Source organism: Duganella flavida, from assembly GCF_009857445.1.
Lineage (GTDB): Bacteria > Pseudomonadota > Gammaproteobacteria > Burkholderiales > Burkholderiaceae_D > Rugamonas > Rugamonas flavida.
The window spans coordinates 152574-166590 of record NZ_WWCN01000013.1; the positions used below are offsets into that span (position 1 = coordinate 152574).

The 14017-nt window shown below is 61.8% G+C and carries 12 protein-coding genes and 4 tRNA genes; 10 read left to right on the top strand and 6 right to left on the bottom strand.

The features are described 5' to 3' along the window. The first annotated feature begins 27 nt into the window (after positions 1–27). The 3 genes from GTP46_RS20320 to GTP46_RS20330 are packed head-to-tail and all read left to right on the top strand — an operon-like array spanning position 28 to position 2182. Complete coding sequence (locus tag GTP46_RS20320; RefSeq protein WP_161008446.1) at positions 28–384, top strand: GntR family transcriptional regulator; 357 nt, start codon at positions 28–30, stop codon at positions 382–384. Further along, the gene (locus tag GTP46_RS20325; protein WP_161008447.1) at positions 381–1238 is read left to right on the top strand and encodes an ABC transporter ATP-binding protein; all 858 of its coding nucleotides are present in this window, start codon (positions 381–383) and stop codon (positions 1236–1238) included. The genes GTP46_RS20320 and GTP46_RS20325 overlap by 4 nt, the downstream gene beginning before the upstream one ends. Further along, on the top strand, positions 1235–2182 hold the full coding sequence (locus GTP46_RS20330; protein WP_161008448.1) for a hypothetical protein: 948 nt from the start codon (positions 1235–1237) through the stop codon (positions 2180–2182). The genes GTP46_RS20325 and GTP46_RS20330 overlap by 4 nt, the downstream gene beginning before the upstream one ends. A gap of 3 nt (positions 2183–2185) precedes the next feature. Here the strand turns inward: GTP46_RS20330 and GTP46_RS20335 are convergent, their stop codons facing one another. From GTP46_RS20335 to rnr, 4 genes are all read right to left on the bottom strand, one after another. Beyond that, on the bottom strand, positions 2186–2854 hold the full coding sequence (locus tag GTP46_RS20335; RefSeq protein ID WP_161008449.1) for a YceH family protein: 669 nt from the start codon (positions 2852–2854) through the stop codon (positions 2186–2188). Positions 2855–2865: 11 nt separating this feature from the next. Then, positions 2866–3600, bottom strand: coding sequence for a serine O-acetyltransferase (gene cysE / locus GTP46_RS20340; protein ID WP_161008450.1), 735 nt, complete (start codon positions 3598–3600; stop codon positions 2866–2868). Positions 3601–3727: 127 nt separating this feature from the next. Beyond that, complete coding sequence (gene rlmB / locus GTP46_RS20345) at positions 3728–4474, bottom strand: 23S rRNA (guanosine(2251)-2'-O)-methyltransferase RlmB (protein ID WP_161008451.1); 747 nt, start codon at positions 4472–4474, stop codon at positions 3728–3730. Further along, positions 4475–6949, bottom strand: a complete 2475-nt coding sequence (rnr, locus tag GTP46_RS20350) for a ribonuclease R (protein WP_161008452.1) — start codon at positions 6947–6949, stop codon at positions 4475–4477. 289 nt (positions 6950–7238) lie between these two features. Between rnr and GTP46_RS20355 the strand changes: the two genes are divergently transcribed. Next, positions 7239–7323: transfer RNA gene (locus tag GTP46_RS20355), tRNA-Leu, on the top strand. A 39-nt stretch (positions 7324–7362) separates the two neighbouring features. Here the strand turns inward: GTP46_RS20355 and GTP46_RS20360 are convergent. Then, on the bottom strand, positions 7363–8958 hold the full coding sequence (locus tag GTP46_RS20360; protein ID WP_161008453.1) for an ATP-binding protein: 1596 nt from the start codon (positions 8956–8958) through the stop codon (positions 7363–7365). Positions 8959–9104: 146 nt separating this feature from the next. Between GTP46_RS20360 and GTP46_RS20365 the strand changes: the two genes are divergently transcribed. The 4 genes from GTP46_RS20365 to GTP46_RS20380 all read left to right on the top strand — a co-directional run bounded on the left by GTP46_RS20365 (position 9105) and on the right by GTP46_RS20380 (position 10242). Then, a tRNA-Leu gene (locus tag GTP46_RS20365) sits at positions 9105–9189 on the top strand. Between the two features lie 187 nt (positions 9190–9376). Further along, a complete protein-coding gene (locus GTP46_RS20370) occupies positions 9377–9907 on the top strand; it encodes a PEP-CTERM sorting domain-containing protein (RefSeq protein WP_161008454.1) in 531 nt (176 codons plus the stop codon). 137 nt (positions 9908–10044) lie between these two features. After that, a tRNA-Leu gene (locus GTP46_RS20375) sits at positions 10045–10129 on the top strand. A 28-nt stretch (positions 10130–10157) separates the two neighbouring features. Then, positions 10158–10242, top strand: a tRNA-Leu gene (locus tag GTP46_RS20380). 55 nt (positions 10243–10297) lie between these two features. On the opposite strand, the gene GTP46_RS20385 is transcribed toward GTP46_RS20380, so the two are convergent. Then, positions 10298–11146 carry an SDR family oxidoreductase gene (locus GTP46_RS20385; RefSeq protein ID WP_161008455.1) on the bottom strand — a complete coding sequence of 283 codons (849 nt, stop codon included), beginning with the start codon at positions 11144–11146 and terminating at the stop codon, positions 10298–10300. 95 nt (positions 11147–11241) lie between these two features. On the opposite strand from GTP46_RS20385, the gene GTP46_RS20390 reads away from it, so the two are divergent. Next, entirely contained in the window at positions 11242–11652 is a 411-nt protein-coding gene (locus GTP46_RS20390; RefSeq protein WP_161008456.1) for a winged helix-turn-helix transcriptional regulator, read from the top strand. A 70-nt stretch (positions 11653–11722) separates the two neighbouring features. Beyond that, positions 11723–13927, top strand: a complete 2205-nt coding sequence (locus tag GTP46_RS20395) for an ATP-binding protein (RefSeq protein ID WP_161008457.1) — start codon at positions 11723–11725, stop codon at positions 13925–13927. Positions 13928–14017: the final 90 nt, after the last annotated feature.

Below are 14017 nucleotides of genomic sequence, written 5' to 3' on the forward strand. Positions count from 1 at the left end.
ATCAACACACGTAAGGGGTACCTATGTATGTGGAATGACAATGCGCCGATTTATCGGCAGCTAAAGGACAAGGTAGTCGGCATGATGCTCGACGGCCTGCTCCAGCCGGGCGATGCCCTGCCCTCGGTGCGGCAAATTGCCGCCGACTATCAACTTAACCCGATCACGGTGTCGCGCGCCTACCAGGAACTGGTGGATGAGACTCTGGTCGAAAAACGGAGGGGTTTAGGTATGTACGTTACTGATGGCGCCCGCGACAAATTGCTGGCTTCCGAACGCGAGCGCTTCCTGCGCGATGATTGGCCCACCATGCTGGAACGCATCCGCCGCCTCGGGCTGGATCTGGAAGCGCTGCTGAAGGCGGCGCCGGGAGGTGCGGCATGAGCGCCATCATCACCGCCAACAAGCTCGGCAAGCGTTACGGCAAGCAGGCTGCGCTCGACGGTGCCAGCTTCAAGATCGAAGCTGGCCGCATCGTCGGCCTGATCGGCCCTAACGGTTCCGGCAAGACCACCACCCTCAAGGCCATCCTCGGCCTGACCCAGTTCGACGGCGAACTGTCGGTGCTGGGCCTGGACCCACGCACCCAGCGCGAAGAACTGATGAACGAGGTCTGCTTCATCGCTGACGTCGCCATCCTGCCGCGCTGGCTGAAGGTCAAGGACGCCATCGATTTCGTCGAAGGCGTGCACCCGCGCTTCGACCGCGCCAAGGCCGAGAAGTACATCGCCAACACCAAGCTGACGCCGGACATGAAGGTCAAAGCCATGTCCAAGGGCATGGTGGTGCAGCTGCACCTGGCGCTGGTGATGGCCATCGATGCCAAGCTGCTGGTGCTGGACGAGCCCACCCTTGGCCTCGACATCCTGTACCGCAAGCAGTTCTACCAGAACCTGCTGGAAGAATACTTCGATGAGAACAAGACCATCCTCATCACCACCCACCAGATCGAGGAAGTCGAGCACATCCTCACCGACCTGATGTTCATCGAGAACGGCAAGATTTCGCTGGCTGCGTCGATGGATGAAGTGGGCGAACGCTTTACCGAGGTGATGGTGGAGCCGCAGTTCATGGCCGCCGCCAACGCGCTGCAGCCGGTGAGCCAGCGCACCGTATTCGGCAAGGCCGTGATGCTGTTTGACGGCGTGGCCCGTCACCAGTTGTCGAATTTTGGCGAACTGCGCACGCCTAGCGTGGCCGATCTGTTCGTCGCCACCATGAAAGGAAGCTACGCATGAAAACCATGAAATGGCTGATCAAGCGCGAGATGTGGGAGAACAAGGGCATGCTGTTCTGGACGCCAGTGGTCATCGCCTCGGCCGTCGCGCTGCTGGTGCTCACCAGCCTGTTCCTTGGCAAAATGACCGGCTTCGAGATGGAAGGCCACAACATCGGCACCGTGACGATTGAAGGCGCGGCGCGCGACCACATTGCCGAGACGCTGTCGCAAGCCTATATCGGCGCCGGCATGCCGGTGCTGATGGTGCTGGGTTTCCTGGTGTTCTTCTACTGCCTCAACGCGCTGCATGACGAGCGCCGCGACCGCAGCCTGCTGTTCTGGAAATCGCTGCCGGTGTCGGACTTTACTACCGTGATGTCCAAGCTGCTGCTGGCTGTCGTGGTGGCGCCGTTGATCACCATGGGCATCGCGATTGTGCTGGGCCTGGTGATGCTGTTGGCGACTTGCCTCCTGCTGCTGGCGCATGGCACCAACTTGTTCGGCGCGATCCTGTCTTCGCCCGAGTTCTACCTGACGCCGTTGCGCCTGGTCGGACTGCTGCCGGTGTACGTGCTGTGGGCTTTGCCAACCGTAGGCTGGCTGCTGATGGTGTCGAGCATGGCGCGCTCCAAGGTCTTTCTGTGGGCCGTGGGCACGCCGGTGATAGGCTCGCTGCTATTGCTGTGGGCTGAAAAAGTGCTGCACTTCGGCTTCGACGCAGGCTGGATCGCCTCGCACATCACCAACCGTATCTTGCTCGGCGTGGTACCGGGCTCGTGGCTGGTGTTCTGCAAGGACGCCATCGCGATTGCCCACGAAGAGCACAAGATCGCACTGCCGGATGCAATCTTCAACGCCTCCTGGTCAACCTTGGGTGGCGTCAGCGTGTGGATCGGCGCCGCAGCCGGCGTGGCGATGATTGCCATCGCCGTCCAGATGCGCCGCCGTCGCGAAGAGGTGTAAGCCTTACTCGAACTGCTTGCGAAATTCGGCAAACTGCGCGGTAAGGTCTTCCACTTGCTGCCGCAGTTGCTGGACTTCCTGCTCCAGCGCGCCGACGCGGGTGCCCTGCCCGCCGCCGCTGACCGAACCGCCAAGGCTGGCCGCGGTTTCCTCGCGCGCCAGCGCTTCTTCCCCGCCCAACAGTTGGCCGTAGCGCGGCTCCTTGGTCCCCGGCGCCAGCGCCAAGCGCGACACCAGCGGCGGATATTTATCGATCAGGAATTGCAGCGCCAGCTCCACATCCCCCACCGACTTGAAGTCGTGCAGGCGGCCGGTGCGGGTGCGGATTTCGCCGGCGGTTTGCAGGCCGCGCAGCATCAGCACGGTCAGCACCGCCAGCTTGTCCTGCTCCAGCGACCACTTGATGCGCATGCGATGCTCATATTTGGTCACGCGTGCACCGGCTTGCGTGATGCCGTTGACGTACTTGCGCTGCATCAGGCGTTGCAGCACCTCGGACACCGCCTCTTCCGACAGCGCCATCACCGGATCGCGGCTCGACAGCTGGTTGCAGCCATTCACCAGCGCATTCAACGACAGCGGATAGTTATCCGGCGTCAGCGCTTCTTTTTCGGCCAATACGGCCAGTACGCGGATTTCAAACGGATCCAGTACTTCTGCGCCTTCTTCCATGAGGAGCTTCCTTATTCGACAAGCTTGTTGAGTTGGACGGAATTCAATTTATCACACTCGGGCACGCTCTGACACTCCAGCCCCGCCGCCTTCATGGTGGCCACCAGGCGTTCGATCTGCTGTTCCTGCCTGACCGCGTTTTCGATCAGGCCGCGCAGCGCCTTGGACAGCGGGTCGTCACCGTTCGGCGTGACGCCGTAAGCGGCAAACGGATTCGGCGCCGCATTGGCTTCCTTCTGCACGATGTGGGCTGGATTGCCGACTGCGGTCGCACCCGCAGGCACTGGCTTCAGCAGCACCGCATTCGAGCCAACCTTGGCATACTCGCCGACGGTAAAGCCACCCAGCACTTTGGCGCCGGCACCGACAATCACGCCGCGTCCCAAGGTCGGGTGGCGCTTGGCGCCGGTGTGCAGCGAGGTGCCGCCCAGCGTCACACCCTGGTAGATGGTGCAATCGTCGCCCACTTCCGCCGTCTCGCCGATCACCACGCCGAAGCCGTGATCGATGAACACGCGGCGGCCGATGGTGGCGCCGGGATGAATTTCAATTCCGGTAATGATGCGCGCCAGATAAGAGATGAAACGGCCCAGCCACTTCATCTTGCGCCACCAGCACCAGCTGGCCCAGCGGTGCATGACAATGGCTTGCAAACCGGGGTAGCAGGTCAGGACCTCCCACGTATTGCGGGCGGCAGGGTCGCGTTCGATGATGCTGTTGATGTCTTGGCGCAGACGATGAAACATGGCTTATCCAGAATGACAACCGGTGCTTGAATGGTAGCGTATCCGGCCGGTAGTTGCTGAACAGCGGCAGACTTGAGGAGGGAGAACCGGCGGCCCTCAAAGTCGGCCGCCGGTGTTTGCGTGTCGCTTAGATTTCTTTGGCGAGACGCTGGCGGCGGGCTTCGTACAGACAGACGCCCGATGCGACCGACACGTTCAAGCTCTCAACCGAGCCGAACATCGGAATACTGACCAGCGAATCGCAGGTCTCGCGCGTCAGGCGGCGCATGCCCTCGCCTTCCGAACCCATGACCAGTGCGGTCGGGCCGGTGAAGTCGGCTTCGTACAGGCCTTTATCGCCATCATCGGAAGTGCCGATCAGCCAGATGCCGCGATCCTTCAGTTCGCGCAGGGTGCGCGCCAGGTTGGTCACGGTGATGTAAGGTACGGTCTCGGCCGCGCCCGAAGCTACCTTGGCGGCGGTCGCGTTCAGGCCCACTGCGCGGTCCTTCGGCACGATCACTGCGTGCGCGCCGACACCGTCGGCCACGCGCAGGCAAGCGCCCAGGTTGTGCGGATCGGTGATGCCGTCCAACACCAGCAACAGCGGCGGGCCTTCGATGGCATCCAGCAGCTCGTCCAGATTGCGCGCCAGCGCCAGCTGCGAGGCAAACGCGATCACGCCCTGGTGACGGCGGGTGCCGACGATCTTGTCCAGACGCGCGGAATCCACCGGCATCACGCGCACGCCAGCCGCTTTCGCGTTGGCGATCAGGTCTTTCATGCGGCGGTCGTCGCGCGTGGCGTCGACAAAAATTTCTTCCACCGAGGCGGCTTCGTGACGCAGGCGCGAAGTCACTGCGTGGAAACCGAAAATCATTTTATTCTTACTCATTTATCGCTTCTTCTTACTTTTTGGGGCAGCTTGTTTAACTGCTCGAGGTTTGGCTGCGGGTGCAGCCTTGGGCTTGCGGGCGGCGGCTTTCGGCTTGGCTGCGGCGGCCGGCTTTTTAGGCGCGGCTGCAGCAGCAGGCTTGCGGGCCGGCTTGCTTGGCTTGGTGGCCGGGATCGCCGGACCAGGCTTGATGTTGTTCTTGCTCGCCTTGGACGGCGCGTCCGGCTTGCCGGCTCTTGGTTCGGGCGCATCGGCGCCGGCCAGTCGCAGGTCAATCTTGCGCGACTCCAGGTCGACACGTACCACTTGTACGGCAACGCGGTCGGTCAGCTGATACTTCCTGCCGGTACGCTCGCCTTTCAGCTCGTGACGCGCATCGTCGTACTGGAAGTAATCGGCGCCGAGGTCGGTGATGTGCACCAGGCCTTCAACGAACAGCTGGTCCAGCTGCACGAAGATGCCGAAGGTGGTCACGCCGGTGATGATGCCGGTGTATTCCTCGCCCAGCTTGTCCTGCATGAAGTAGCACTTCAGCCAGTTCTCGACATCGCGCGAGGCTTCGTCGGCGCGGCGTTCGTTGGCCGAGCAGTGCACGCCGAGCGCGTCCCACACGGTCAGGTCGCCGGCTTTCTTCTCTTTGCCTTCGGCCTTGTCCTTGGCTTGCTGCTTGCGGGTAGCGTTCGAGACGTTGGTGTTCAGCACGCTGTTGCTGGCGATCTTGGGCTCGTACTTTTTACCCAGCAGGATGGCCTTGATGGCGCGATGCGTCAGCAAGTCCGGATAGCGGCGGATCGGGCTGGTGAAGTGGGCATACGCCTCATACGCCAGGCCGAAGTGGCCGATATTGTCCGGCGAGTACACCGCTTGCTGCATCGAACGCAGCAGCATGGTTTGCAGCAGCGACGCGTCCGGACGCTCCTTGATCTGGCGCATCAGCGCGGCGTAGTCGCCAGCGGCCGGCTTGTCGCCGCCGTTCAGCACCAGGCCTACCTGCTTGAGGAAGGTGCGCACCTGCTTCAGCTTTTCAGCGGTCGGCGTGGCGTGGATGCGGTAGGTGCCAGGGTGCTTGTGGCGGATCAGCAGATCAGCCGCGCACACGTTGGCAGTCAGCATGCACTCTTCGATCAGGCGGTGCGCATCGTTGCGGGTGCGCGGGATGATCTTCTCGATCTTGCCGTTCGGATTGCAGACGATGTAGGTTTCGGTGGTTTCGAAATCGATGGCGCCACGTTCCGCACGGGCTTTCAGCAGCGCCTGGAATACATTGTACAAATTGTTCAGGTGCGGCACCAGGCTGGCGCGGCGCTTGGCTTCCGGTCCCTTGGTGTTGCCGAGAATATCGGCCACTTCGGTGTAGGTCAGGCGCGCGGCCGAGTGAATCACGGCTGGGTAGAACTGGTAAGCGGTGATCTCGCCCTTGCCGGTAACGACGGCGTCGCATACCAGGGTCAAGCGGTCGACTGCCGGGTTCAGCGAGCACAAGCCGTTCGACAGCTTCTCCGGCAGCATAGGAATCACGCGGCGCGGGAAGTAGACCGAGGTACTGCGTTGCAGCGCGTCGGCATCGAGCGCGTCGTTCGGCTTGACGTAGTGGCTGACGTCGGCAATCGCGACGATCAGACGGTAGCCGTTGCTGCGGCCGATCTTGACCGGTTCGCAGTAGACCGCATCGTCGAAGTCGCGTGCGTCTTCGCCGTCGATGGTAACCATCGGCACGTCGCGCAAATCAACGCGGTCGCCCCAGTCGCTTTCGCTCACCACGTCCGGCAGCTTGTTGGCCTGGCGCAGCGCGGCGTCCGAGAAAATGTGCGGCACGCCGAACTTGCGCACGGCAATTTCGATTTCCATGCCCGGATCGTCCAGCGAGCCCAGCACTTCAACGATCTTGCCGACAGGCTGCTTGAAGCGCATCGGCTGTTCGGTCAACTCCACGCTGACGATCTGGCCGGCCTTGGCCTTGCCGACCGAACCTTCCACCAGCACGTCTTGCGAAATACGCTGGTCTTCCGGCGCCACAACCCAGGCGCCGTTTTCGTTCAGCAGGCGGCCGATGATGTGGGTGTTGGCACGCTGCGTGACTTCGACAATCGTGCCTTCCGAACGGCCGCGGCGGTCCACGCCGACGATTTTCGCCAGCACGCGGTCACCATGCAGCACTTTCTGCATTTCCTTCTCAGGCAGGAACAGGTCTTCGCCCGGCTCGTCCGGGATCACAAAGCCGAAGCCATCGCGATGGCTGCTGACGCGGCCGGCGATAAAGCCGGTCTGCGTGGCCAGCGAGTAGTGACCGCTGTCATCGATAATGATCTGGCCGTCGCGCTGCATGGCGTTCAGGCGGCGCGACAGGATAGCCTGGGCGTCGGTGCCGACTTTCAGCGTTTTCGACAGGGCGCGCAGGTCCAGCGGACCTTTGGCGCTGCGGAAGATGCCGAGAATTTCCTCCCGGCTGGGAATGGTGTGTGTAGATTGGTTCAAAAGTTTTTTCTTATTTTTTCAGTGTTGGCATATATATGGGATACGGCGACAGGCGTAGTGTACTTGGAAACGCTGGGCTTGACCATTTCGCGCGTCGCGGCCGGGATCGGCAAAATATTTTTCGGGAGGCCTTTGACTTCGTCGGGGAATCCTCTATAATTCTGGTCTCTCGCAGCGCAAGCGGCGAGAACTGCTAGACAGGGTTGATGTGCAGTATGGAATGTAAAAGTTCATCTGGCGCAAAGCTCTCCCGGTCGATATAATAGCAGAGTTGTTGAGAAGCATCAGTGCCCACGTGGCGGAATTGGTAGACGCGCATGGTTCAGGTCCATGTGCCGCAAGGTGTGGGGGTTCGAGTCCCTCCGTGGGCACCACAGAATTCCGCGAAAAAAGCCGCCCTCGGGCGGCTTTTTTCATTCTGTCCACTCTAATTTCAAGTGGGCGCCAATTTCCCTCAGTAGATCATTCTCGTTGACCGGCTTGGCCAGGAAAGCATTCGCACCAACCTCCAGCGAACGCTCCTCCTCTTCCGGTGTCGAGCTAGCCGAAATCATCAACACCGGCGTATCAGCCGTGCGCGCATCGGCGCGCAGGCGTCGCGTGGTTTCAATGCCATCCATGCCAGGCATCACCATATCCAGCAGCACCATGTCGGGCCGGATGGTTTGCGTTTGCATCAGCGCCGACATGCCGTTTTCCGCCTCCACGGTGCGGAAGCCGAGCGAGCCCAGCAAGTCGCGCAGCAGCGCGCGGTTGGTGGCGACATCATCCACCACCAGAATCGTTTTACGCGGACCGACATAGCCGGTCGCGATGTGCTGACTACTGACCTTGAGCCCCGGGGACTCCACCACCATCAGCGGCACATCAAACCAGAAGCGGCTACCCTCGCCGAGCGCGCTCTCCACTTGCAGCAGGCCACCCATCAACTGCACCAGCTGGCGACTGATCGCCAAACCAAGGCCAGTGCCGCCGGCGCGGCGCGACGCATCACCGACTTGCTCGAAAGGCCGGAAGATCGCCTCCTGCTGGTCTGGCGCGATACCAATGCCATCATCGATCACCTCAAAGCGCAGCCGCACCACATCCAGCCCCTGCCCCGGCTCGGTCGGCAATGGCGAGACGCGCAGGCGCACCACGCCACGATCAGTGAACTTGAGTGCGTTGCCCAGCAAGTTCAGCAGAATCTGGCGCAGCCGCGTTTCATCCAGGCTGACGGCTTGCGGCAAGCCCGTCATCAGCTCCAGCTCAAATTGCAGGTGCTTTTGCTCGGCGCGCACGCGCATGATGTCAGCCACCACCGCCAGCAAATCACCGAGTCGCACCGCCTTGGGATGGAACTCCATCTTGCCCGCATCCACACGCGAGAGGTCGAGCACATCGTTAATCAGCGCCAGCAAATGCTGCCCGCCTTGCTGGATGGTGCTGAGACCAGTTTGCTGCGTTACCGTCATACTCTTGTCGCGCTTGAGAAGCTGGGCATAGCCAAGAATCGCATTCAGCGGCGTGCGCAACTCGTGACTCATCGAGGCCAGGAAGGCGCTCTTGGCGCGGTTGGCCACTTCGGCGCGCTCCATGGCGGCGCGCAAATCGTCGTTGGCTTTTTGCAGCTCGGCGTTGACGGCAGCCAGTTGCGCCGGGCTCGGGATGCGCAGCGCGATCGGGATCAGACGCAGCATGGCAACCGCTGTCACCACTGAGGCGGCAGCAGTGATGGCTTTCAACGACACCGACAACACATAGTCGGGTTTCCACACCACCCAGATATCGGCCACGTGCGTGGCGCCGCAAGCCAGGATGAATACGCCGAAAGCGATAAACATCCAGTCGAACGGCATATCGCGCCGCTTGCGGATGAAGTAAAGCAAGCTGATGGGGATGGACAGATAAGACAGCGCGATCAAGGCATCGGAAATCACGCTCGTCCACAGGATGGACGGGATCCACAAGAAGCAATGGCCGTGGGGCATAAACCCATCACTGCTGAACCAGTTACTGATCATTTCCATTCCAGTCTCCGGCATTGTTGAAATGACAGTATTAAGCTTACGAAACGGCTTCGCAAGATGCAAGCAGAAAAATACTTGCAGAAAACAACTGATCCCCGTAGAATACTGGCCTCTGACGCGAACAACGCGACGGAGAGAAGTAAAATGCCCACGTGGCGGAATTGGTAGACGCGCATGGTTCAGGTCCATGTGCCGCAAGGTGTGGGGGTTCGAGTCCCTCCGTGGGCACCAAAAATTCCGCGAAAAAAGCCGCCCGGCTGAACGCGCTCAAGATCGCGTTCATGTCTGGCGGCTTTTTTTGTTTTTGCACCCGCCACGCTTCGCAAATAAAATTTTGCAATAGTGAGACAGGCAGTCAAATCGCAGCCACTCCCCAGCATACAGTTCCATCGATATCAACTTGATAACTGGAACTCTCATGAAAATCTTGTCGCCGCTGATTGCGGCCCTTCTCTTCGCCGCCAGCATGTCGGCACATGCCGATACCCTGACTTACACCTTTACCGGCACCTGCACCAAAAATTGCACCCACCCACCCGTGACCACGGCGAAAGACACCCTGATTATCACCGACATCAAGGCCGGGGAAGTATTTGGACTGAATAACCTGGTCTCGTTCACGGGTACGGGTTCGATACTGCACCCGACCGTCCTCGGCGGCCAGTTACCGACCACATCCGGCGGCGGCGAATTTATTGAGCGTGGCGTTAGCGGCGGTGGCAGCAACTTCTATTTCTACACCTTCAGCACCCATGTCGACGGCACCTGGAGGGCCTCATGGATTTCCGAAATCGGCGCCAAGGTCAGGTATGACTATTCCGGAATCGGGGGCACCTGGACGCTGACCGATGTGGTCACGTCACCCATCCCGGAGCCGGAACAGTACACGATGCTGGCGCTAGGCCTGGCATTCATAGGCATGGCCGCCCGCTCGCGCAAATCCTCCTGAGCTGCGGCACAAATTGATGTTGCGGAAATAATTTCACAAAAGCAGCAATTTGCTATTGACGGGTGTGCGATCGGCCTTTAAGATGCGTGCCTTCTGTTGCGGAACAACGCAGCGGAAAGTAGCGAGGCAGTATCAGCGCCCACGTGGCGGAATTGGTAGACGCGCATGGTTCAGGTCCATGTGCCGCAAGGTGTGGGGGTTCGAGTCCCTCCGTGGGCACCAAGCGCTGATGACTGTTGATGTTACAAATGCCCACGTGGCGGAATTGGTAGACGCGCATGGTTCAGGTCCATGTGCCGCAAGGTGTGGGGGTTCGAGTCCCTCCGTGGGCACCAAAAATTCCGCAAAAAAGCCTCCATCAGCGCTCAGCGTCGATGGAGGCTTTTTTCATTACAGCGCAGCTTTTACGGCATCCGCCAGCGAGATGGTTGGGTGGCCAATCAGCTTGCTCAGGGTGCGGCTGTCGTCGAACAGTGCGCCTTTGGCGGCCTGGGCGTCCGAATCGGCAATCAGGTCAGCTAGCGCGCCTGGCAGGCCAACGTTCACCAGCAGCTCGCGATACTCTTGCTGCGGCAGGTTGTGGAACGGGAGCGCTTTGCCGGTCTGGCGCGACACTTCTGCGGCCAGCTCAGCCAGCGTGAAGCCGGTATCGCCCGCCAGTTCGTACACTGGTTCCACTGCACCCGCTTTAGCCAGCACCACCGCCGCCGCTTCCGCATAATCCGCACGCGACGCCGCCGAGATACGGCCCTCGCCCGCCGCACCAGCCAGCGCGCCATGCGCTACCGCGCCGCCCAGGCTACCCGTGTGATTCTCCACATACCAGCCATTGCGCAGCAAGGTGTACGGCACGCCCGACGCGCGCACGGCCGCTTCGGTCTCGCGATGCTCACCAGCCAGACCGAGTGTCGAGTGCGCCGCATGCAGCACGCTGGTGTAGGCCAGCAGGCTGACTTTGGCGCGGGCCGCCGCATCAATCACGTTGCGGTGCTGCGCCACGCGGTTACCCAAATCATTCGACGAGATCAGCAGCACTTTGCTGGCGCCGGCAAAAGCCGCATCCAGCGAGGCCGGATCGGTGTAATTCGCACGGCGCACTTGCACGCCTTGCGCCGCCAGATCGGCCGCCTTGGCTGGATCGCGTACGGCAGCGACGATCTGTGCTGCAGGCGTGGTTTTGAGCAGGTTGGCAATCACCAGACGGCCCAGTTGGCCGGTTGCAGCAGTAACGACAATCATGAAATCCTCCGTTTAAAAGTTGATGAGACCATGATATAGGCTATACTTACGAATTGTAAGTACGCACATTTTAGTAAGTACCTCGGGAGCCCATCATGACCAGTAAATCGCTACGCCAGACCATCCAGGCCATGCAGCAAGATCCCCGGCGCGCCCAGGTAATGGCGGCCGACTGCCCTTCCCGCGCCGTGCTCGGCCACATCACCAGCCGCTGGGGCGTGCTGGTGCTGGTGATGCTGCTGGAGCGTACCCACCGCTTCAGTGAGCTGCGCCGCGCGGTCGGTGGCGTCAGCGAGAAAATGCTGGCGCAAACGCTGGACGCCCTCGCCCACGACGGCCTGGTGTTGCGTGTGGCCCACCAGGTGGTGCCACCGCATGTCGAGTACAGCCTGACGCCGCTCGGGCGCGAAGCCGCGCAGCGGCTGGAGGTGCTGGTCGACTGGATCGAGGAGAACTTCCCGCTGATCCAGACCGCGCAAGAGGCCTACGCACAGAAGGCTGCATAACGCTGGCCGCACACCGCGTTCTTGTAATACACTGGTTCCACGCCGCCTTGCGGAGCCGAACCAGCCGGACATGATGCCGCCGTTCTCTGCCGATCAGCCGCACACCATCCTGATAGCCGTCAGCACCGGCTATGACGCTGCCGCCTTGCGCCGCATGCTGGCGCGCCACCATTTTGAAGTCCACGCCGTCAGCCGCGGCGACGAGGCGCTGGCCTTTGCCCGCCACGGCCAGGTCGCGCTGGTGCTGCTGGATGTCGCGCTGGCCGGCAGCGCCAGCCTGGAGCTGTGCCCTCGCTTGCAACAAGCCAGTGACAAACCACTGCCGGTGTTCCTGCTGTCCAGCAATCCCAACGACGAAGAGCGCACGCGCGCCTACGAAGCCGGCGCCGCCGCCTACCTGCCGATAAATTTCCCCGTCGACGATATGGCGGAAAAAATCCTGCTCTACCTGCAGGCCATTTCGCCGGCGCCGGTGCTGGCCGGCATGCCGACCATGGCCACGCTGGAAGTCAACTATCACACCATGCTGGCCGGCTCGCCGGACGCCATCTTGCTGATGCAGCGCGGCAGCAACCGCATCCTCGATGTCAACCGCCGCACGCGCCAGCTGTTCGGCATGACCGAGACCGAGCTGATCCAAACCAATTTGTTGTCGCTGTGCCCACCCGCGCAGCCGGACGGCCAGCCCAGCGAGCACGTGTTTTCAGTCGATCTTGAACAGATCATGTCGGGCGAGATCCAGCTGTTCGAGCTGGAGATGCGCCACAGCTCCGGCCGCGCCATCGCCTGCGAGCTGCGCATGGTGCCGCTGACCACGCAGGAACACCGCCTGATGCATGTGCGCATAGTCGACGTCACCGCGCGCAAGCTGGCGGCCGAACTGCGCGACGGCAAGAACGCATTGTTGGAAATGATCGCGCGCGGCGCACCGCTGCAGGAAACGCTGGATAAGCTGGTGCGCCTGATCGAAGGCCAGCTGGACCAAGGCTCGTGCACCGTGATGCTGCTTAACGCCGACGGCGCGACGGTGCAAAGCGCCGCGGGCCCCAGCATGCCGTCCGATTACATGAACGCGCTCAACGGTCTGCCGATTGGTCCGGCAGCCGGCTCCTGCGGCACCGCCATGTACCGCAAGGAGACCGTGATCGTCAGCGACATCCTCAACGATCCGCTGTGGGCGCCCTATCGCAACGCCGCCGCCCACTACGGCCTGCGCGCCTGCTGGTCGATGCCCATCCTGCTGGACCAGGATACGGTGCTGGGCTCGTTCGCCATGTACTACCGCGAAGAGCGCTCGCCCACCGAGGAAGACCGGCGCCTGATCCACGCCGCGACCCATCTGGCCGGCATCGCCATCGGCCGCATGCGGCGCGAGGAAGAGCTGCAGCGCCATCGCGAGCATCTGGAAGAACTGGTGGCGGCCCGCACCGCCGAGCTGCAGCACGCCAAGGAAGACGCCGAGCACGTCAACGAAGAACTGAGTACCGCGCTGGACAACCTCAGCATGACGCAGGAAGAGCTGGTGCGGCGCGACAAGCTGGCCGCGCTGGGCGCGCTGGTGGCGGGCGTCGCCCACGAGCTGAACACGCCGATCGGCAACAGCCTGACCATGGCCAGCAGCATGAGCGAGCGCACCGCCGCGCTGCGCCACGACCTTGAAAGCGGCCTGCGCCGCTCGGTGCTGCAAGCCTACCTCGACGAAGCCAGCGCCGCCGACGAGGTGGTGCTGCGCAACCTCAACCGCGCAGCTGCGCTGGTGGCTGGTTTCAAGCGCATTGCGGTCGAGGGCGGCAACAGCCAGCGCAGCCAGTTCGTGCTGGGCGACGTGGTGGCCGGGCTGCTGCAATCGGTGCAGGGCGAGGTGCGCCAGCGCGGGCTGGAGCTGATCGAGGACGTCGAACACTGGCTGGAAATGGACAGCTATCCTGGCCCGCTGACGCAGGCGCTGCAAAACCTGATCGAAAACAGCCTGGTGCACGGCTTTGCCGAACGTCACTACGACCGCGGCAGCATTACCTTGTCGGCCCACGACAGCGGCAACGGCGAAATTGCCATCATCCTGAGCGACACCGGCACCGGCATCGCGCCCGAGCACCTGCCGCGCATCTACGATCCCTTCTTCACCACCCGGCTCGGCGCAGGCAGCTCCGGGCTCGGTTTGTATATCACACACAACATCGTGACCGGTATGCTGGGCGGCCGCATCGAGGCAGCCAGCACGCCGGGCCAAGGCACCAGCTTCATGTTAAGGCTACCAAGGGTTGCGCCACTGTAGTCGTGCGCTAATTTTTTCCGCCCCGCAATTGTTGCAGACGTATAATTGCTGCTATCAGACCGGCAAATAGCCGACCTCTAGCGGAGACAC

Excerpts from the sequence above, each read along its gene's own strand:
- GTP46_RS20320 (WP_161008446.1), top strand. The coding sequence starts at position 28 with ATGTGGAATGACAATGCGCCGATTTATCGGCAGCTAAAGGACAAGGTA.
- GTP46_RS20325 (WP_161008447.1), top strand. The coding sequence starts at position 381 with ATGAGCGCCATCATCACCGCCAACAAGCTCGGCAAGCGTTACGGCAAG.
- GTP46_RS20330 (WP_161008448.1), top strand. The coding sequence starts at position 1,235 with ATGAAAACCATGAAATGGCTGATCAAGCGCGAGATGTGGGAGAACAAG.
- GTP46_RS20335 (WP_161008449.1), bottom strand. The coding sequence starts at position 2,854 with ATGGAAGAAGGCGCAGAAGTACTGGATCCGTTTGAAATCCGCGTACTG.
- cysE (WP_161008450.1), bottom strand. The coding sequence starts at position 3,600 with ATGTTTCATCGTCTGCGCCAAGACATCAACAGCATCATCGAACGCGAC.
- rlmB (WP_161008451.1), bottom strand. The coding sequence starts at position 4,474 with ATGAGTAAGAATAAAATGATTTTCGGTTTCCACGCAGTGACTTCGCGC.
- GTP46_RS20360 (WP_161008453.1), bottom strand. The coding sequence starts at position 8,958 with ATGGAAATGATCAGTAACTGGTTCAGCAGTGATGGGTTTATGCCCCAC.
- GTP46_RS20370 (WP_161008454.1), top strand. The coding sequence starts at position 9,377 with ATGAAAATCTTGTCGCCGCTGATTGCGGCCCTTCTCTTCGCCGCCAGC.
- GTP46_RS20385 (WP_161008455.1), bottom strand. The coding sequence starts at position 11,146 with ATGATTGTCGTTACTGCTGCAACCGGCCAACTGGGCCGTCTGGTGATT.
- GTP46_RS20390 (WP_161008456.1), top strand. The coding sequence starts at position 11,242 with ATGACCAGTAAATCGCTACGCCAGACCATCCAGGCCATGCAGCAAGAT.
- GTP46_RS20395 (WP_161008457.1), top strand. The coding sequence starts at position 11,723 with ATGATGCCGCCGTTCTCTGCCGATCAGCCGCACACCATCCTGATAGCC.